Source organism: Caulobacter sp. CCUG 60055 (assembly GCF_022750545.1).
Lineage (GTDB): Bacteria > Pseudomonadota > Alphaproteobacteria > Caulobacterales > Caulobacteraceae > PUIC01.
In genome coordinates, this window is the sequence record NZ_PUIC01000010.1 from 150,841 (window position 1) to 168,506 (window position 17,666).

General features: G+C 71.4%; 18 protein-coding genes. 8 read left to right on the top strand and 10 right to left on the bottom strand.

The genetic code is table 11. The features are described 5' to 3' along the window. Window positions 1-87: 87 nt before the first annotated feature. Window positions 88-1,281, top strand: coding sequence for an aspartyl/asparaginyl beta-hydroxylase domain-containing protein (locus tag C5708_RS15120; protein WP_242922421.1), 1,194 nt, complete (start codon window positions 88-90; stop codon window positions 1,279-1,281). On the opposite strand, the gene C5708_RS15125 is transcribed toward C5708_RS15120, so the two are convergent. Then, entirely contained in the window at window positions 1,248-2,399 is a 1,152-nt protein-coding gene (locus C5708_RS15125) for a citrate synthase family protein (RefSeq protein WP_242922422.1), read from the bottom strand. The two genes, C5708_RS15120 and C5708_RS15125, sit on opposite strands and share 34 nt — an antisense overlap. Before the next feature lie 83 nt (window positions 2,400-2,482). Here C5708_RS15125 and C5708_RS15130 point away from each other — a divergent pair, with 83 nt between their 5' ends. The 4 genes from C5708_RS15130 to queG all read left to right on the top strand — a co-directional run bounded on the left by C5708_RS15130 (window position 2,483) and on the right by queG (window position 6,453). Continuing rightward, complete coding sequence (locus C5708_RS15130) at window positions 2,483-3,577, top strand: citrate synthase (RefSeq protein WP_242922423.1); 1,095 nt, start codon at window positions 2,483-2,485, stop codon at window positions 3,575-3,577. A 105-nt stretch (window positions 3,578-3,682) separates the two neighbouring features. After that, window positions 3,683-4,651: a cation diffusion facilitator family transporter gene (locus tag C5708_RS15135; protein ID WP_242922424.1), complete on the top strand. Its 969-nt coding sequence runs from the start codon at window positions 3,683-3,685 to the stop codon at window positions 4,649-4,651. A 76-nt stretch (window positions 4,652-4,727) separates the two neighbouring features. After that, on the top strand, window positions 4,728-5,414 hold the full coding sequence (locus C5708_RS15140) for a glutathione S-transferase family protein (protein WP_242922425.1): 687 nt from the start codon (window positions 4,728-4,730) through the stop codon (window positions 5,412-5,414). After that, complete coding sequence (gene queG / locus C5708_RS15145) at window positions 5,395-6,453, top strand: tRNA epoxyqueuosine(34) reductase QueG (protein WP_242922426.1); 1,059 nt, start codon at window positions 5,395-5,397, stop codon at window positions 6,451-6,453. Before C5708_RS15140 ends, queG begins: the two co-directional genes overlap by 20 nt. Here queG and C5708_RS15150 read toward each other — a convergent pair. Both C5708_RS15150 and rfbC read right to left on the bottom strand, forming a co-directional pair. After that, the gene (locus C5708_RS15150; protein WP_242922428.1) at window positions 6,444-7,355 is read right to left on the bottom strand and encodes an NAD-dependent epimerase/dehydratase family protein; all 912 of its coding nucleotides are present in this window, start codon (window positions 7,353-7,355) and stop codon (window positions 6,444-6,446) included. The two genes, queG and C5708_RS15150, sit on opposite strands and share 10 nt — an antisense overlap. Beyond that, complete coding sequence (gene rfbC, locus C5708_RS15155) at window positions 7,340-7,900, bottom strand: dTDP-4-dehydrorhamnose 3,5-epimerase (protein ID WP_242922429.1); 561 nt, start codon at window positions 7,898-7,900, stop codon at window positions 7,340-7,342. Before rfbC ends, C5708_RS15150 begins: the two co-directional genes overlap by 16 nt. A gap of 39 nt (window positions 7,901-7,939) precedes the next feature. On the opposite strand from rfbC, the gene C5708_RS15160 reads away from it, so the two are divergent. Then, a complete protein-coding gene (locus tag C5708_RS15160; RefSeq protein ID WP_242922431.1) occupies window positions 7,940-8,962 on the top strand; it encodes a glycosyltransferase family 2 protein in 1,023 nt (340 codons plus the stop codon). A 6-nt stretch (window positions 8,963-8,968) separates the two neighbouring features. Here the strand turns inward: C5708_RS15160 and argE are convergent, their stop codons facing one another. Then, window positions 8,969-10,138 carry an acetylornithine deacetylase gene (argE, locus tag C5708_RS15165; RefSeq protein ID WP_242922433.1) on the bottom strand — a complete coding sequence of 390 codons (1,170 nt, stop codon included), beginning with the start codon at window positions 10,136-10,138 and terminating at the stop codon, window positions 8,969-8,971. Between the two features lie 63 nt (window positions 10,139-10,201). Further along, window positions 10,202-10,882, bottom strand: a complete 681-nt coding sequence (locus C5708_RS15170; protein ID WP_242922435.1) for a glyoxalase superfamily protein — start codon at window positions 10,880-10,882, stop codon at window positions 10,202-10,204. Between the two features lie 192 nt (window positions 10,883-11,074). Between C5708_RS15170 and C5708_RS15175 the strand changes: the two genes are divergently transcribed. Beyond that, window positions 11,075-11,710 (top strand): glutathione S-transferase N-terminal domain-containing protein, encoded by a 636-nt coding sequence (locus tag C5708_RS15175; RefSeq protein WP_242922437.1) that lies wholly within the window; start codon window positions 11,075-11,077, stop codon window positions 11,708-11,710. On the opposite strand, the gene C5708_RS15180 is transcribed toward C5708_RS15175, so the two are convergent. Further along, a complete protein-coding gene (locus C5708_RS15180) occupies window positions 11,707-12,996 on the bottom strand; it encodes a sugar phosphate nucleotidyltransferase (protein ID WP_242922438.1) in 1,290 nt (429 codons plus the stop codon). The two genes, C5708_RS15175 and C5708_RS15180, sit on opposite strands and share 4 nt — an antisense overlap. Before the next feature lie 139 nt (window positions 12,997-13,135). On the opposite strand from C5708_RS15180, the gene purU reads away from it, so the two are divergent. Continuing rightward, window positions 13,136-13,978: a formyltetrahydrofolate deformylase gene (purU, locus tag C5708_RS15185; protein WP_242922506.1), complete on the top strand. Its 843-nt coding sequence runs from the start codon at window positions 13,136-13,138 to the stop codon at window positions 13,976-13,978. 4 nt (window positions 13,979-13,982) lie between these two features. On the opposite strand, the gene C5708_RS15190 is transcribed toward purU, so the two are convergent. From C5708_RS15190 to C5708_RS15205, 4 genes are all read right to left on the bottom strand, one after another. Next, window positions 13,983-14,582 carry an NUDIX hydrolase gene (locus C5708_RS15190; RefSeq protein ID WP_242922439.1) on the bottom strand — a complete coding sequence of 200 codons (600 nt, stop codon included), beginning with the start codon at window positions 14,580-14,582 and terminating at the stop codon, window positions 13,983-13,985. A 4-nt stretch (window positions 14,583-14,586) separates the two neighbouring features. Continuing rightward, window positions 14,587-15,072: an FKBP-type peptidyl-prolyl cis-trans isomerase gene (locus C5708_RS15195; protein ID WP_242922440.1), complete on the bottom strand. Its 486-nt coding sequence runs from the start codon at window positions 15,070-15,072 to the stop codon at window positions 14,587-14,589. Between the two features lie 9 nt (window positions 15,073-15,081). Then, on the bottom strand, window positions 15,082-16,284 hold the full coding sequence (locus C5708_RS15200; protein ID WP_242922441.1) for a threonine ammonia-lyase: 1,203 nt from the start codon (window positions 16,282-16,284) through the stop codon (window positions 15,082-15,084). Window positions 16,285-16,376: 92 nt separating this feature from the next. Beyond that, complete coding sequence (locus C5708_RS15205) at window positions 16,377-17,459, bottom strand: GNAT family N-acetyltransferase (RefSeq protein ID WP_242922442.1); 1,083 nt, start codon at window positions 17,457-17,459, stop codon at window positions 16,377-16,379. Window positions 17,460-17,666: the final 207 nt, after the last annotated feature.

The following is a 17,666-nucleotide window of genomic DNA, read 5'->3' on the forward strand; positions in this document are numbered from 1 at the left end:
TGTAATCAGCGCCGTCGCGCCGCCGCCCCCGCCGATCTAGATTCGCTGAACACATGCGGCGTGGGGCGCGCCGCCGGGGACCGTACGATGATTGCCGACGTGGTCGACGTCGAGGAGTTGCTGAGCCGGGCGAATGCGGCCTTGGCGCGGCGGGACGCGGACGCGGCGCTCGACATCCTGCGGCGAGCCGAGCGCGCCGCGCCCCGCGACGTGAATGTCCGCCTCAATATCGCCCTGGCCTTGCGCCTGCGCGGCGATCTGCCGGCGGCTCTGGCCGCGCTGGACGCCGCCCTGGAGATCGAGCCCTACCTGTTCATCGCGCTGCTTTCGAAAGGCGCGATCCTCGAGCGGATGGGGCTGATCCGCGCGGCGGCGTCGATCTACAAGGACGCGCTGACCATCGCGCCGTCGCCGGACAAGACGCCGCCGGGGCTGGCGCAGCCGTTGGCGCGGGCGCGTCAGGTGGTGGCCGAGAACGCCGAGGCGTTGCGGGCGTTCATGGCCGGGCAGGTGGACGCGGTGCGTTCCAGGCACGCGCATGCGGCGCAGCGCCGTTTCGACGAGGCGCTCGACCTGTTCGCCGGCCGCAAGCGCGTGTACCAGCCCCAGCCCCTGCTGATGCATTTTCCAGGCCTGCCGGTGGTGCAGTTCTTCGACCGGGAGCTGTTCCCTTGGCTGCCCCGGTTGGAGGCGGCCACGGACATGATCCGCGACGAGCTGGCCGCCCTGGTCTCGACCGGGGGCATGGACCGGTTCGCGCCCTATATCGCCTATCCGCCGGGCGCGCCGGTCAACCAGTGGGAGGAGCTCAACCACTCCCGCAAATGGAGCTCGCTCTGGCTGTGGCGGGACGGCGCGCGGCAGGACGAGATCTGCGACCTGTGTCCCGGTACGGCGGCGCTGTTGGAAAGCCTGCCGATGGCGGACCAGCCCGGCTTCGCGCCCACGGCGGTGTTTTCCGCCCTGCAGCCGCGCACGCATATTCCGGCCCATACGGGCTCGACCAACGCGCGGCTGTTGACCCACCTGCCGCTGATCCTGCCGGGGCCGGCCCGCTTCCGGGTCGGCAACGACGAGCGTCCCTGGCGCATGGGCGAGGCTTGGGTGTTCGACGACACCATCGAGCACGAAGCCTGGAACGACGCCGACGAGACCCGCGTTATCCTGATCTTCGACGTATGGAACCCTTATCTGTCGGAGGCCGAGCGGGAGATGGTCGGGGCGATGATGGCCGCCCGCAACGCCTTCTACGCCGCCGAGTCGGGCGCCGGTCCGACGTAGCGGGCGCGGGGGCGGATCAGGCGTCCGGCGGCGACCTGCTCCAGGGCGTGGGCCAGCCAGCCGGCGCAGCGGCCGGTCGCGAACAGCAGGAAGGGCGCCTCGGGCGGCAGGTCCAGCCGTTCGGCGAGGGCGGTCAGCGCGAAATCGATGTTGGGGGGCTCGCCGGTCAGGGCGGCGACGGCGGCCTCGGTCTCGGCGAACAGCGGCGGCGGCGCGAAGGCGTCGAGCAGGGCGCGGGCGCACGGATCGCCTTCGGGATAGAGCGGATGGCCGAAGCCGGGGATCGGCAGGGCCTGGTCCTGGCGCGCGGCGATGGCGCGATGGGGGCCGCGGCGGCTGACCTCGTCCATGAAGGCCTGGACCCTGGCCGCCATGCCGCCATGCAGCGGGCCGGACAGGGCGGCCAGTCCCGCCAGGGCGGCGGCGGCCAGCGAGGCGCCGGTCGAGGCGGCCACCCGCGCCGCGAAGGTCGAGGCGTTGAGCTCGTGGTCGGCCAGCAGCACCAGGGCGCGGCGGATCAGATCCGCGCCGTCCTCGCCGCAGCCGCCGGATCGGGCCAGCCTCTGGTGTATGCGGCCGACCCCGGGGGCCCCGGCCACGGCGTCGGCGAGGCCGTCGAGCAGGCTGGCGGCCTCGGCGTGCAGGACGTCCGGCGCGCGGCGGCGGGCCGGCGGATCGGCGGCGGCCCGCGCGGCCAGGCTGGCGAACATGCGGGCGCGCGGGTCGCGACCGTCCGGGATCGGACCAGGCCGGCGGTCGAACGGATCGACGGCGGCGCCCCACAGGCGGGCGGCGACGGCCTCCAGCGTCTCCCGCCCGGCCAGCGCTGCCGCGTCCTCGCCGCGATAATAGAGCCTGCCGTGCGATACGGTGGTGATGGCCGACGGCAGCACCGGCTCGCCCCAGGCGATCGCCTCCTCGGCCACGGCGGCGGCGGCCCGGCCGCGCGCCTTGCGCCGGGCCAGCCGCTCGATGTCGGCGGCCCGATAGACGCTCTTGCGCGGATCGTCGTCCCGGGCGCGAGCCTCGACGCGGCCGCGGCTGACATAGGCGTAGAGGGTCTGCGGCCGCACCCCCAGCGCCTCCATCGCCTGTTTCGCCGTCAGCCAGTCGGTCATGTCGATATATTGATTAGATTGATCAAGATTGACGATAGCGGAGCGTGCGCCGATCTCAAGGGAAACCTTCGAGGAGAACTCCGATGTCTGATGGTCTGGAAGGCGTCGTCGCCGCCGAAACCGTGCTGTCCGAGGTCGACGGGGCCGCCGGCCGCCTGGTGATCCGCGGCCGCTCCCTCGACCAGCTCGCCGGCCGCGTCAGTTTCGAGGAGACCGCGCGGCTGCTGTTCGACGGCTTCTTCGACGACCTGCCGGCGCTCGAAGGGTTCGCCCGCGACCTCGGCCGCGCCCGCGCCGCCGTGTTCGCCGAGGTCGCCGCCCTGGACGCGCGCCTGCTCGACCGGCCGCCGATCGAGGTTGTGCGCGCCTTGCTGGCCCGGCTCGCCGACGGCGACGATCTGGCGACGGCCTACGCCCTGCTGGCCGCGCCCGCGGTGTTCGCCGCCGCGGCGGCGCGGGCGCGCCGGGGCCTGGCGCCCGTGGCGCCGGACCCGTCCCTGGGGCACGCCGCCGACGTGCTGCGCATGTTCCGGGACGCCCCCGCGAGCGCGGCCGAGGCCGCCGGTCTCGACGCCTATCTGACCACCGTCAGCGACCATGGCCTCAACGCCTCCACCTTCGCGGCGCGGGTGACCGCCTCGACCCGGGCCGGCCTGACCTCGGCCGTCATCTCCGGCCTCAGCGCCCTGAAGGGACCGCTGCACGGCGGCGCGCCCGGTCCGGTGATCGACATGCTCGACGCCATCGGCCGGCCGGAGGACGCCTTCGCCTGGCTCGACGCGGCGGTGGCGCGGGGCGACCGGCTGATGGGCTTCGGCCATCGCATCTACCGGGTGCGCGACCCCCGCGCCGACGCGCTCAAGCAGGCTGTGCGGACGCTGGGAGAGAGCCGCGAGCTCGCGTCCGGCCGGCTGGCCCTGGCCGAGGCGGTGGAGGCGGCGGCCCTGGCCATCCTCAAGGCGCGCAAGCCCGACCGGCCGCTGCAGACCAATGTCGAATTTTACACCGCCCTGCTGCTGGAGGCGCTGGGCTTTCCGCCGGACGTCTTCACCTGCGTGTTCGCGATGGGGCGGACGGCCGGCTGGATCGCCCACGCCCGCGAACAGGTCGCCGGCGGCCGCCTGATCCGTCCGCAATCGGTCTATGTCGGTCCGGCGCCGGAAGCCCAGGCCGCTTGAGCGGCGGCCGGGGTCCAAGGCCGGCGCCGAAAAGGCGGTGCTGAAAACGACTCGCGCGAGTCGTTCGCGCTGGGGCCGGCGCGGCGCGGCCGTTAATCTGGCGGCATGACCGCGCCCAGCCTGTCCGTCGCCGAGACCGCCGCCCTGACCCGTCGCATCACCACCTTGTCGGTGGTCGTGGCGGTGGCGCTGATCCTGCTCAAGGGCGGGGTGTGGCTGGTCAGCGGTTCGGTCGCCCTCCTGGCCTCGCTCGCCGATTCGGGGCTGGACCTCGTGGCCTCGCTGATCACCTTCTTCGCTGTGCGCTATGCGGCGGCCCCCCCCGACGCCGAACACCGCTTCGGCCATGGCAAGGCCGAGGCCTTCGCCAGCCTGATCCAGGGCGGGCTGGTGTTCGCCTCGGCGGCGCTGATCGGCCAGGAGGCCGTCCGCCGCATCATCGACCCCGCGCCGATCGCGGCCGAGGGCTGGGGCGTGGCGGTAATGGCGGCCTCGATCGTCATCACCGGCGTGCTGATCGCCGCCCAGTCGCGGGTGCTGCGCCAGACGGGTTCGGTGGCGGTCTCAGGGGATCGCGCCCACTACGCCGCCGACCTCGCCTCGAACCTCGTCGCCATGGTCGGCATCGGCGCGGCGGCCCTGTTCAAGGCCCCGGTGCTGGACGCGGTCGCCGGCCTCGCCGTCGCCGGCTGGCTGGTCTGGGGGGCGGTCGGGGTGTTCCGCGAAGCCTCTCTGCAGCTGATGGACCACGAACTGCCGGACGACGCGCGCGGGCGCATCGTCGACCTGATGACCTCGGACGCGCGCATCAAGGGCGTGCACCAGCTGCGCACCCGCGCGTCTGGACCCTATGTCCACATCCAGATGCACGCCGACCTCGACCCGAATCTCAGCCTGCGCGAGGCCCATCAGGCGATCGTCGCCGCCGAGAACCGGGTGCTGGAGGCCTTTCCCGCCGCCGACATCATCATCCATCCCGACCCGCGCGGCTTCGCCGAACCGCACGGCGGCGCCTTCGCCGAGACGGGCCACGCGCCGGCCGCGGCTGAAGCTGTTGAAAACGCGAGGTCTTGAGGCCGGGTAAACGCCGCCTTAAGAGGTCCTGGATCTATTGGCCGATCACCCCAACCAAGGATCCAGCACGGCGCGGATGTCCGTCGAACGCACCCTCCACCATTTTCCGCTCGACCCGGCCTCGCGTCAGGTGCGCCTCGCCCTGGGCGAAAAGCGGCTGCCTTTCGCCGAAATCCAGGAGCGGGTGTGGGAGCAGCGGCCGGAATGGCTGGCGCTCAACCCGTCGGGCCTGACGCCGGTGCTGGTCGAACAGCGCAACGGCGAGAAGGTGGTGGTCTGCGAGGGGCGGGCGGTGCTCGAGCACCTCGAGGAGACCGCGCCCGAGCCGGCGCTGCTGGGCCGGACGGCGGCCGAGCGGGCCGAGACGCGGCGGCTGCTGCAATGGTTCGACCGCAAGTTCGACGGCGAGGTCAACGGCTTCCTCCTCTATGAAAAGATGGAGAAGCGCCTGATGGGCCTGGGCGCGCCCGACCTGTCGGGACTGCGGCGCGGCCGCGAGGCGCTTAAGACGCACCTGGCCTATGTCGAGACCCTGCTGGCGGACCGCGACTGGCTGGCGGGGCGGCGGCTCAGCCTGGCCGATTTCGCCGCCGCGGCCCACATCTCGGTGATCGACTATTTCGGCGACGTGCCCTGGCGCGACTTTTCCATCGCCAAGACCTGGTACATGAAGATCAAGTCGCGCCCTTGCTTCCGGCCGCTCCTGGCCGACCGTTGGCCCGGCATGCCGCCGGCCGGCCATTATGACGACCTCGACTTCTGACGACCTGAAGGACCGCATCCGCGCCCAGGCGGCGACCCTGGGATTCGACGTCTGCGGCTTCGCCTCGGCCAGCGAGCCGTGGCCGGCGTCCGGGCGGCTGGCCGAATTCATCGAAAAGGGCCGGCACGGCGACATGGCCTGGATGGCCGAGACCGTCGAGCGGCGCGCCCACCCCCAGGCGATGTGGGCCGCGGCCCGCTCGGCCCTGGTGCTGGGCGTCAATTACGGCCCGGAGGTCGATCCCCTGGCGGCGCTGGAGGACCGCAGCCGCGCGGCGATCTCGGTCTACGCCCAGGGCGACGACTATCACGACGTCATCAAGAAGCGGCTCAAGGCGCTGGCCCGCTGGCTGGTCGAGGCCGAGGGCTGCGAGCTGAAGGTGTTCGTCGACACCGCGCCGCTGATGGAGAAACCTCTGGCCCAGAAGGCCGGACTCGGCTGGCAGGGCAAGCACACCAACCTGGTGTCGCGGCGGTTCGGGTCATGGCTGTTCCTGGGGGCGATCCTGGTCACGCTGGAGATCGCGCCCGACGCGGCCGAGGGCGATCATTGCGGAGTCTGCCGGGCCTGCCTGGACATCTGCCCGACCGGGGCCTTCCCCGCGCCCTACCAGCTCGACGCCCGGGCGTGCATCTCCTACCTGACCATCGAGCACGCCGGGCCGGTGCCGCACCGCTACCGCGCCGCCCTCGGCAACCGCATCTACGGCTGCGACGACTGCCTGGCCGTCTGTCCCTGGAACAAGTTCGCCAAGGCGGGCCAGGAGGCCAAGCTGCAGGCGCGCCAGGTCCTGCGCGGCGCTTCGCTGGCCGAACTGGCGGTGTTGGATGACGCCGGCTTCCGGGCGTTGTTCTCCAAGAGCCCGATCAAGCGCATCGGCCGCGACCGCTTCGTGCGCAACGTGCTCTACGCCATCGGCAATTCCGGCGACCCGGCGCTGGCGGCCTCGGCGGCGACGCTGCTCGACGATCCGTCCGAGGTGGTGCGCGACGCGGCGCGCTGGGCGGTGGAGCGGCTGGAGCCCGCCGCTCAGGCGTAGTGGGCGACGTAGGCGTCCCAGAAGGCCGCCTCGGACCAGCCGTGGTCGGCCGGGTTCAGCGGCTCCAGATTGATCCTCGCCTCGGGCTCGTCGAAGGACTGGCTGTCGGCCAGGGTCAGGCGGCAGGCCAGGCCGGTGCGCGCCCGCGTCTCCTGCGCCATCCGCTCGAAGAACGCGCCCACGGGGCCGGCGTAGAACGAGGGTGACGGGTGCGCGCCCGAGCGGCCCTCGACGGCGTGCGCATAGGCCAGGGCCAGCAGGTCGACCGGCACGTTGTCGCGGACATAGAGCGGGTGGGAGACATGGATCGCCTCGCCCGCCGCCCAACCGCTCATCACCCGCCGCTGGAACGTCGGGCCCTCGTGCGGGCCGAACGGGTTGGGGATGACGAACTTGACGTAGTCCAATCCCGCCTTGGCCGCCTCGGCGGCCATGATCTCGGCGGTGCGCCGCTTGGAGGCGCCGTAGGGGCTGAAATCGGCCAGGGGTTCGGTTCCGCGGCCTTCGCCGCCCTCGAACACCGTGCCCGTGACCACCAGCCGCCGTCCGCCCGCAGCCTTCATGGCCTCCAGCGCCTGCGGCAGGCCGGCGGTGTTGGCGGCGACCGCGGCGTCGGCGTCGAAGCCCGGGCTCTTGTAGTCGGCGGTCTCCGCGCCGTGGCAGCACAGGACGTCGAACGGCCCTTCCGTCGCGATCAGGGCCAGGAAGGCGGCCGAGCCGAACGGCGCGGCCGGGACCAGGCGGGCGCGGCCTTCCAGCGCCGCGACGCGGCGACGGCGGATCGGGTCGTCATAGCCGCCGGCGGCGCGCAGGGGGGCGACGACCTCGTGCCCCTCCTCGGCCAGCGCATGGACGAACCAGGCGCCGGTGAACGAGCTGGCGCCGGTCAGGAGAATGCGCACGGCGCCAGCTCCGCAAGCTTGGGCCAGGCCGCGTCGCGGGCGTTCAGCCGCGCCCGGTCGGCGGGGAAGGGCCAGTCGATTCCCACGGCCGGGTCGTTCCAGGCGAGGCCGCCCTCGGCCTGAGGGGCGTAGTAGGCGCTGGCCTTGTAGAGCACGTCGCAATCGGGGGTCAGGGTGGCGTAGCCGTGGGCGAAGCCGGCGGGGATGTAGAGCTGGGCGCCGTTGTCGCGCGACAGCTCGGCCCCGACCCAGCGGCCATAGGTCGCCGAGCCTGGCCGCACGTCGACCGCCACGTCGAATATGGCGCCGCGACAGGCGCGGATCAGCTTGGCCTGGGCGTGCGGCCCGGTCTGGAAATGCAGGCCGCGCAGGGTGAAGGGCTCGGCGGTGAAGGCGTGGTTGTCCTGGACGAGCGCGACGTCGACGCCGGCCTCGGCCAAGGTGTCGGCGCGCCAGGTTTCGGAAAAGAACCCGCGCTCATCGCCAAACCGCTTCGGCGTGATAAGCAGCACCTCGGGGATCGCCAGCGGCGTGACAGTCGTCATGGGGCCTTTACTGAACGCATTGGACTCATAAGGACCCGCATGGCCCGCGCGTCGCAATCTGGCAAGATCGAAAGCGGCGAGCCGCTGATCAGCGTCGTCGTGGTCGCCTATCAGAGCGGCCCGACCCTGGGACGCTGCCTGGCCGCGCTCAAGGCGCAGACCTTCACGGACTTCGAGACCTTGCTGGTCGACAACGCCTCGACCGACGGGGCCGCCGTGGCCGCCGCCGAGGCCGACCCGGCGATCCGGCTGCTGCGTTTCGAGGACAATCTCGGCTTCGCCGCCGGCAACAATCGCGCCGCCGAGCAGGCGCGCGGGCGTTGGCTGGTCCTGCTCAATCCGGACGCCTACGCCGAGTCCGACTGGCTGGAGCGCCTCGTCGCGGCCGCCGAGCGCCATCCGGGCGTCGCGTGCTTGGCCTCGCTGCAGCTCGACGCGGCCGACCCGACGCGGCTCGACGGGGCGGGCGACGTCATGACCTCGGCCGGCATCCCGTTCCGCGGCGGCTACGGCAAGGCGCGGCGGCCGTTGGAGGACGGCGAGGTGTTCTCGGCCTGCGGCGCGGCGATGATGATCGACCGCCGCCTGTTCCTGGAGATCGGCGGCTTCGACGAACGGTTCTTCTGCTATTGCGAGGACGTCGACCTCGGTTATCGCCTGCGCCTGCTCGGCCACGCCACGGTGCTGGCGGCCGACGCGGTGGTCAGCCATGTGGGGTCGGCCACCCTGGGGGTTCGTTCCGATTTCGCGGTGTTCCACGGCAGCCGCAACCGGGTATGGACCTTCGTCAAGAACACTCCGCCGCTGCTTCTGTGGCTGACCGCCCCGTTGCACGCCGCCGTGACGGCGGGCCTGCTGCTGCTGGGCCTGAAGCGCGGCCTGACGCGGGTGACCTGGCGAGGCGTCCGCGCCGCGCTCGGCGACCTGGGGCCGGCCTTGGCGGCCCGCCGGGAGCTGCAGGCGCGGCGCAAGGCGGACAGCGGCCGCATCCTGCGGGTGATGGCCTGGGACCCGGTGGCCTTCTTCGGTCGCCGGGTCGTCTTGCGGTCGATCCGCGGCTGAACGAAATCAGGCGCGCAAGGCCTCGATCAGCCGGGCCATGAAGGCGGCGCCGCGCTGCATCTGGCTGATCTCGACATATTCGTCGGGCTGGTGGGCCTGGTCGATCGAGCCGGGACCGCAGATGACGGTCGAGAAGCCGGCCTGCTGGAACTGGCCGGCCTCGGCGGCGTAGGCGACCACGCGGCCGGGGCCGTTGTCGCCGGCCAGCCGCCGGGCCAACGCCTCGGCCGCGCCCTCGGGCTCGGGCGCGAGGGGCGGGGTCATCGAGCGGGTTTCGACCCGCACGCCGGCCTCGGGGGCGCGGGCCTTCAGCTCGGCGTCGAGGGCTTCGGCCTGGGCGAAGAACCCACCGAGCAGGGCCGTGGGGTCGAGGCCGGGCGGCGTGCGCAGGTCGAACAGGAAGACGCATTCGCGGGCCAGGATGTTGACCGCCGTGCCGCCGTTGATCTGGCCGACGGTCAGGCTGGCGCCCTTGGGCAGGAAGGGCGAGGCGGGGTCGGCCTCGCGCTCCAGCCGCGCCGACAACTCGGCGAGGCTGCTCAGCAGGCGGATCGCCGCCATATTGGCCGAGACGCCCAGATGGGTGAGGCTGGAATGGGCCTCGCGCCCGGTGACCGTCACCCGGAACGAGGCGATGCCCTTGTGGCCCTGCACGGCGACCATGTCGGTCGGCTCGCCGACGATCACCGCCGCCGGGCGGGGCAGGCTGGCCCCGATCTCGCGGATCAGGTCGGGCGCGCCCAGGCAGCCGACCTCCTCGTCATAGGAGAAGGCCAGGTGCGCGGGCCGGGCCAGGGGGCGGGCGACCAGGTCCGGGACCGCCGCCAGGGCCAGGGCCAGGAAGCCCTTCATGTCGCAGGTTCCCCGGCCGTACAGCCGGCCGTCGCGCTCGGTCAGCACGAACGGGTCGCTGGTCCAGGGCTGGCCGTCGACCGGCACCACGTCGGTGTGGCCCGACAGGACGACGCCGCCTTCGACCGCCGGGCCGATGCTGGCCAGCAGGTTGGCCTTGGCGCCGTCGGGGCTGACCACGCGCCGGCTGGACACGCCTTGCCGGGCCAGGAGGTCCTCGACGAAGGCGATCAGGTCGAGGTTCGACAGGCGGGAGGTGGTGTCGAAGGCGACCAGCCTGGCCAGCAGGTCGACGGCGCGCTCGGCGAGGGCTTCGGTGCTCATGGGCTAGAGCTTAGCCCGGCCAGGCGATCAACCCAATGGCGACGGCGCATCCTCGGCGAGGCGCTATGGAGCGCCGGCGTCCTTGGCGTCCGGCGCGTCCGGCTCGGCGGTCCTGTACTGGACGAACGAGATGACGTTCCCGTCGGGATCGCGGATCTGGAAGTCGAGACCGCCCCAGGCCTGCTGGACGAGCCGCTGGGCGAACGCCGCCCCGCGTCCCTCGATCTCGGCGAACAGGGCCTTGACGTTGGAGACCGCGACGGTCGCCAGGATCAGCGAGGTCTCCCGCTGGGCGAGATCGGCGAAATTGGGCGCGCCGACCAGTCTCAGGTGCAGGCAGGCGCCGTCGCGGGACACTGAGCCGTAGAAGGGCGGACGGCCATGGAGGAAGTCGATGTCGAAGCCCAGGCGCTCGCCATAGAACCGGGCCGCCGCGGCGACGTCGCGGACGAAAAGGATCGGCGTGGCGTTGAGCAGGCGAGGCAAGGAAGGCGGCGGCGCGGGCCGGGCGGCGGGCGCGGTCTCGAGCGCCCGCTTCAGCTCCGACCAGTCCGCGTATCCCGCCTCGACCGCGACGATCTCCTGGGCGACGGCGAGCGGCATCGGCTGTTCCAGCGCCTCGATATCGCTCAGGTGGTGAAAGCGCGGCAGCAGGCGGACCTTGCCGCCCACGGAATGGTTGCGCTCGCGACGCCAGCGCATCAGCAGCTTGGCTCGCTTCCGATAGGTCTCGATCGTCGTCATGATGCACGCTCCGGCTGGAATTCAGCGGGCGGGCCAAGCCCTTCCGGCGGTGTCGCCGATGCATCCCGTAGAGCGCGTGGCTGAGTATCCCGGCGTGTGCGTCATCGTCAACGGCGGGCGGCGATCTCCCGGCCCCTGGCCAACCGCAACTGCAACACTATCTGTTCCTCGAAGGATGAAACGGAGCCGACGATGATCACCCTCTACACCTGGAGCACGCCCAACGGCCGCAAGATCTCGATCCTGCTGGAGGAGCTGGGCCTGCCCTACGAGGTCAGGCCGGTGAACATCGGCAAGGACGAGCAGTTCGACCCGGCCTTCCTGGCGATCGCGCCTAACAACAAGATCCCCGCCATTGTCGACCATGACGCCGAGGGCGGCCCGCTGTCGCTGTTCGAGAGCGGCGCCATCCTGACCTATCTCGCCGACAAGACCGGCCGTTTCCTGGCCCCGTCGGGCCCGGCCCGCTGGCGGACGCTGGAATGGCTGTTCTGGCAGGTGGGCGGCCTGGGGCCGATGCTGGGTCAGCTCGGCTATTTCGCCGGCCGGGCGCCGGAGAAGCTGCCGCTGGCGATCGGCCGGTTCAGCGACGAGGCCCGCCGTCTGCTGGGCGTGATGGAGACCCGGCTCGCGGCCTCGCCCTATCTGGGCGGCGAGGACTACACCATCGCCGACATCGCCAGCTACGCCTGGACGCTGGGCGCCTCGACCCTGTTGCGCAAGGCCGCGCCGGAGATCTGGGGCGACCTGCCGGCGGTGGAGCGTTGGCTGGCGACCCTGGGCGAGCGGCCGGCCGTGCAGCGCGGCATGGCCGTTCCGGCCGTCTAGGCGGCGCCGGGGGCGGTGCGGCTGGTGGTGATGACCGCCGCGCCGCCGGGCGCGTGGACCGTTGTCGCGCGATCCAGCCGGGCGAAGCCTTCGCCGTCGAACGCCAGGCCGTCGACGGCGCCCGACAGGAGCTGGACGATCCCCGCCGGCAGTTCGGCGTCGATCCCAGGGCGCAGCCGCCACAGGCGCACCTCGGTCCCGGCCTCCGAAAAGACCGGCGCGTCGACACGGCCGCCAGCGGCCGCGCCCAGCGCGTCGACCAGGCCGCGCACCTGCTGGGCCTGGTCGCGCGGACAGATCAGCAGACCACCGGCCTCGGCGACGATGACCAGGTCGCTGACGCCGGCCACCGCCACGGCCGGGCCGTCGGAGCGGACCAGCAGGCCGCGGGCGTCGCGCGTGGCGACCGGGCCGGCGAGCACGTTGCCGTCGGCGTCCTTGGCGGCGGCCGCCCAGATGGCGTCCCAGGCGCCGAGGTCGGACCATTCGAAGCGAGATTCGACCACGGCGGCCTTCTGGGTCTTCTCCATCAGCGCATAGTCGATCGAGCGCCGGGGCGCGGCGGCGAACGCCTGGCGATCCAGCAGGACGAGGTCGCCCGTCCGCGCGGCGCCGGCCATGGCCGCCCGCGCCGCGGCGGCCATGGCCGGATCGAAGCGTTCCAGTTCGGCGAGCAGCACCTCGGCGCGGAAGGCCAGATTGCCGCTGTTCCACAACAGGCCTTCGGCGACATAGGCCCGGGCGCGATCGAGATCGGGTTTCTCGACAAAGGCCGAGACCCGCCGCACGCCGGCTGCCAGGGGCTCGGCGGGGCGGATGTAGCCATAGGCGGTGGCCGGTCCGGTGGGGCGCACGCCGAAGGTGACGATCAGGTCGTCGTCGCCAGCCGCCTGGACCGCCGCGGCCACGGCCCCGGAAAAGTCCGCGTCGCCGGCGATGTGGTGGTCGCTGGCCATCATCAGGGCGACGGCGTCCGGCGTTTCGGCGGCGATCAGCGCCGCCGCCGCCGCGATCGCCGGCCCGGAATCGCGGCCTTCAGGTTCGACGACGAAGCGGGCCGTGCGCCCGAGGGCGGCGGCCTGGGCTTGAGTCTCGGCCAGCATCGCCTGGCCGGTGACCACGATCGGCGGCAGGGCGTCGGCGATCAGGTCGAGCCGCAACAGGGTCTGCTGGTAGAGCGAGCGGTCGCCCAGGATGCTCAGGAACGGCTTGGGCTTGTCGGGCCGCGACGCCGGCCAGAGCCGCACGCCGCCGCCGCCGCACAGGATCACGGGTTGAACCTTCATCCGCGCCTAGTGCCACAGCCTCGTGGCAGGGTCGAGCGCGTGCGCGGCGACGGCCGCCGCGAGCTAGGCGCGTGGCGCGAGAATCCCGTTCAGCCCGGCCGTCTTTCGGGCTAGGAGGACGGCCATGTCGGCCATCTCGATGATCCTCACCCTTTCCTGCCCGGACAAGCCCGGCATCGTCGCCCGCGTCTCGACCTTCCTGTTCGAGCGCGGCTGCAACATCCTCGACGCCCAGCAATACGACGACGAGGAGACCGACCGCTTCTTCATGCGCGTGGTGTTCGCCCCCGACGGCGCCGGGCTGGAGGCGCTGCGCGAGGCGTTCGCGGCGCTGGCCGCCGACTACGGCATGGACTGGACGATCCGCCCGCGCGCGGCGCGGCGCAAGGTGCTGATCCTGGCCTCCAAGTTCGACCATTGCCTGGCCGACCTCGTCTATCGCTGGCGGATCGGCGAGCTGCCGATGGACATCGTCGCCGTGGTCTCGAACCACGCCGCCGAAACCTACGCCCATGTCGATCTCGGCGGTCTTGTCCTGCACCACCTGCCGGTCAGCCGCGAGACCAAGCTGGAACAGGAGGCGGCGCTGTGGGCGCTGGTCCAGGAGACCGGGGCCGAGCTGGTGATCCTCGCCCGCTACATGCAGGTGCTGTCGGACGGGCTGGCCGCCAAGCTGGCCGGCCGTTGCATCAACATCCACCATTCCTTCCTGCCCGGCTTCAAGGGCGCGCGGCCGTACCACCAGGCGCACGCCCGGGGCGTGAAGACCATCGGCGCCACGGCCCACTATGTGACCGGCGACCTCGACGAGGGGCCGATCATCGAACAGGACGTCGAGCGCATCAGCCATCGCGACACCCCCGACGACCTGATCCGCAAGGGACGCGACATCGAGCGGCGCGTCCTGGCGCGGGCCGTGCGCTGGTGGCTGGACGACCGCGTCCTGCTCAACGGCAAGAAGACGGTGGTGTTCACCGACTGAGGCGTCAGTCGAACAGGGCGGGACGGCGCAGGCGCAGGGCCTGCAACAGCAAGGCCAGCTTCATGTCGGCCAGCCGTCCGGCTTCGAGGTCGGCCCAGAGGTCGGACAGCCGGGCCTCGATCACCTCGATGTCCTCGTGCTCGCCGGCGACGCCGCCCCCGGGGCCCCGGCGGTCGGCGGGCGTGCAGGCCGCCAGGTAGGCGCTCATCCGTTCTGTCGAGACGCCGGGCATGGTCCAGAACGTTCCCACGGGCTCGAGGCTGTCCAACTGGACGCCGGCCTCCTCCAGCGCCTCGCGGCGGGCGGCGATTTCGGCGGATTCGCCGGGGTCGATCAGGCCGGCGATCGCCTCGACCAGTCGCGGCTCGGGTTCGCCTGTCAGCACCAGCGGCGGACGCGGCAGGCGCACCACCAGCGCCGTACGCCGCGCCGGATCGTAGGGCAGCACGCAGGCCGCCGCCCCATGGTCCTCGACCAGGCGTTCGACCACGTCGCCGCTGGCGACGCGCATCCTGATCCTCTGCAGCGTCGTCCAGCCCGAAAAGATCGTCTCGACCCCGACCAGGCGCGAGGGCGGCGGCGCGTCGCCGGCGGGGTGGGACAACGGCCTAGGCTCCCGGCGCGGCGGGGTGCTGGAAGACGTCGATCAGCTCGATCTTGAAGATCAGCACGCTGTTGGGCGGGATGGGTCCGCCGCCCTGGTCGCCGTAGCCGAGCGCGGGCGGGACATAGAGCGTCCACTGGTCGCCCGGGCGCATCAGCTGCAACGCCTCGACCCAGCCGGGGATCAGCCCTTCCAGGGGGAAGGCCGCCGGCGTCCCGCGCTGGTACGACGAATCGAACACCTCGCCCGTGACCAGCTTGCCCTCGTAGTGGACCTTGACCTCGTCGGAGAGGCGCGGGTGCGGGCCGGCGGCGGGGCCGGAGCGCTCCACCTTGTACTGCAGGCCGGAGGGCAGGACGACCACGCCCCGCTGCTTGGCGTTCTGGGCCATATAGGCGCCCGCCGCCGGCAGGTTGTCGGCGGTCTGCTTGGGCGAGCCGCAGGCGGCCAGTCCCGCGCAGAGGGCGAGGGCGAGGAACAGAGGGCGCATGAGGGGCTCCTAGACCGCGCGCGGCGGATAGCCCCGCTCGCGCAGGGCGTCCATGATTTCCTGGGTGTGCTGGGCGTCGCGGGTCTCGATCATCACGTCGAACTCCGCGCCCTTGGCCGGCACGTCGAGGGCCAGGCGGTTGTGGGCCACCTCGATGATGTTGCCGCCCAGCTTGCCGATGGTGTCCGACACGGTGGCCAGCAGGCCCGGGCGATCGTCGCCGATGATGCGCAGCGACACCAGCCGTTGGGCGCGGACCAGTTCGCGGGTCAGCACCGAGGCCAGCAGGCGCGTGTCGATGTTGCCGCCGGTGATGATCAGGCCGCACTTCTTGCCGCGGAAGCGTTCGGGATAGGCGAGCAGGGCGGCCAGTGCCCCCGCCCCGGCGCCTTCGGCCACGGTCTTCTCGACGTTGCACAACAAGGCGACCCCGCGCTCGAAATAGGGCTCCTCGATCAGCAGCACGTCCTCGACCAGGGGGCGCATGACCGCATAGGTCAGGTCGCCGACCTGCTTGACGGCGACGCCCTCGGCGATGGTCTGGCCGCCGCATTGGGCGGGCATGCCGCGCATGCGGGCGGTGAACGAGGGGTACATGGCCGGCTCGACGCCGAAGATGCGGACCTGGGGGTTCAAGGTCTTGGCGGCGGTGGCCACGCCCGAGATCAGGCCGCCGCCGCCTACCGGCACGGGCAGGATCTCGAGGTCGGGCACGTCCTCGAACATCTCCAGCGCCACCGTGCCCTGGCCGGCCATGATGTCGAGGTCGTTGAAGGCGTGGACGAAGGTCAGGCCCTGCGCCTCGCACAGCCGCAAGGCGTGGGCGTAGGCGTCGTCATAGGTGTCGCCGTCGATGACGACGTCGGCGCCGTGGTCGCGGGTGTGCTCGACCTTCACGAACGGCGTGCCGCGCGGCATGACGATGGTGGCCGGCACGCCCAGGCGCGCGGCGTGATAGGCCAGCCCCTGCGCATGGTTGCCGGCCGAGGCGGCGATGACGCCGCGCCGGCGCTCGTCCTCGGACAGCAGCAGCAGCTTGTTCAGCGCGCCGCGCTCCTTATAGGCGGCGGTGAACTGCAGGTTCTCGAACTTGAGCCACACCTCCGCCCCGGTGATCTGCGACAGCGTGCGCGAATAGCGGCAGGGCGTGCGCTCGATATGGCCGGCCAGCCGCTCGGCGGCGGCCCTGATGGCGTCGAAGGTCAAGGTCATGCGGGGAAGAACCGGTCGGGGAAGAGCGCGGGCAAACTAACCGCAAGGCGGCCGCGAAGCAAAGGCCCGAGCAGCCCCGTCCGACCCCGGAATCAACGCAAGGCGCGAATGATGTCGTACCGCCGCATCGCCTTGCCGGGCAGCGCCGAAAACCGGCCCAACGGCAGCCGTTCGGCCGTGTCGCGTATGCTGTAGGCGGCTTGACGCACGAGGCTGGACGCGCTCGGCCTGCCGATGAAGCCATGGGCCACCATGCGATGATCGTTGGCGAGCTGTTGCTTGAAGCGATAGTCCCCCGCGCCGAGATCGAGCGTGTCATAGGGCGTGTCGTCCATCCAGCGCATGACGTCCTGGAAGAGCAGCAGGCCGGGGGAATAGCGTTCGAAGGCCGGATCGTGGGCGATGATCCAGGCATGGACGGTGCGCTTGCCGCGAAGGTGCAGATGCGCCGCGGCCAGCTGATCGCCGATGTGCAGGGTGAAGAAGACGCCGCCGAAGTCGGGGTCGCGGCTTTCGAACATGTCTTGCAACAACCGCCTGGGCCAGCCCGTGGCGAAGATGTCGGTTTGACCGGTGGCGCGATATTGCGCGCGCTTCCAGGCGACCAGCTTTTCGAAATCGGCGGCCGATCGCGACCAGGCGGTGAATGTGACGGGTCCGACTTCGCGCTCCACCTTCCGCCTGCGCTTATCCAGATCCTTCAGGACGCCCGATCCGGCCGCGCGCTTCTCGACCTGATAGGCTTCATAGCCGTTTGACAGCCGGATGACATAGGATGGCGCCGAGCCGCGCATATGCGCCGAGAACGTCGATTGATCCTGGAGCATGTGCGTGAAGTCCAGCCGGTCGACGCCGAGGGCCTGCAGCAACTGGTTCGAACTGACCTGGACGCCGGGCTCGGCGACGAGACCTTGGTAGTCGCACATGGGCGAGCCTGCGGGCATGGCCGTGAACGCCGAAACCCTGACGGGGAAGAACCCCTTGAGCGCGCCATTCTCATGCAGGACCGCGATGCGCACGTTGTCCCGGTTGCGATTCTGCGCGCGGTCAACCGCCCGCGCCCATTGTGGCGACAGGAACGGGCTGCCGAGCATGGGGTCGGCGGCCTGAATCTCCGCCCATGTCCCCACGTCCATGGCGGACAAGTCTTGTGGTCGAGCAAGGTTGATGGGCAAATGGAGTTTCCGATCGCCTTGACGGGCCGCAGGCTTAATGCGGAAGCCGTTTATTTAGATTTAAGTCGAACGAATCCGCTTGGCATCTGCAGTTTTAGTTCTGGCCCATGGTCGGGGCGAAAGTGATTAGCTTGTTTGGTCTCGGTTAGCGCTACTTGGTAAAGGATGTCGGCGCGAGGCGCGGGGAAGCTCGCTTCGCCGTCAATC

Coding starts and splice junctions, on each gene's coding strand:
- C5708_RS15120 (WP_242922421.1), top strand. CDS start 88: ATGATTGCCGACGTGGTCGACGTCGAGGAGTTGCTGAGCCGGGCGAAT.
- C5708_RS15125 (WP_242922422.1), bottom strand. CDS start 2,399: ATGACCGACTGGCTGACGGCGAAACAGGCGATGGAGGCGCTGGGGGTG.
- C5708_RS15130 (WP_242922423.1), top strand. CDS start 2,483: ATGTCTGATGGTCTGGAAGGCGTCGTCGCCGCCGAAACCGTGCTGTCC.
- C5708_RS15135 (WP_242922424.1), top strand. CDS start 3,683: ATGACCGCGCCCAGCCTGTCCGTCGCCGAGACCGCCGCCCTGACCCGT.
- C5708_RS15140 (WP_242922425.1), top strand. CDS start 4,728: ATGTCCGTCGAACGCACCCTCCACCATTTTCCGCTCGACCCGGCCTCG.
- queG (WP_242922426.1), top strand. CDS start 5,395: ATGACGACCTCGACTTCTGACGACCTGAAGGACCGCATCCGCGCCCAG.
- rfbC (WP_242922429.1), bottom strand. CDS start 7,900: ATGACGACTGTCACGCCGCTGGCGATCCCCGAGGTGCTGCTTATCACG.
- C5708_RS15160 (WP_242922431.1), top strand. CDS start 7,940: ATGGCCCGCGCGTCGCAATCTGGCAAGATCGAAAGCGGCGAGCCGCTG.
- argE (WP_242922433.1), bottom strand. CDS start 10,138: ATGAGCACCGAAGCCCTCGCCGAGCGCGCCGTCGACCTGCTGGCCAGG.
- C5708_RS15170 (WP_242922435.1), bottom strand. CDS start 10,882: ATGACGACGATCGAGACCTATCGGAAGCGAGCCAAGCTGCTGATGCGC.
- C5708_RS15175 (WP_242922437.1), top strand. CDS start 11,075: ATGATCACCCTCTACACCTGGAGCACGCCCAACGGCCGCAAGATCTCG.
- C5708_RS15180 (WP_242922438.1), bottom strand. CDS start 12,996: ATGAAGGTTCAACCCGTGATCCTGTGCGGCGGCGGCGGCGTGCGGCTC.
- purU (WP_242922506.1), top strand. CDS start 13,136: ATGATCCTCACCCTTTCCTGCCCGGACAAGCCCGGCATCGTCGCCCGC.
- C5708_RS15195 (WP_242922440.1), bottom strand. CDS start 15,072: ATGCGCCCTCTGTTCCTCGCCCTCGCCCTCTGCGCGGGACTGGCCGCC.
- C5708_RS15200 (WP_242922441.1), bottom strand. CDS start 16,284: ATGACCTTGACCTTCGACGCCATCAGGGCCGCCGCCGAGCGGCTGGCC.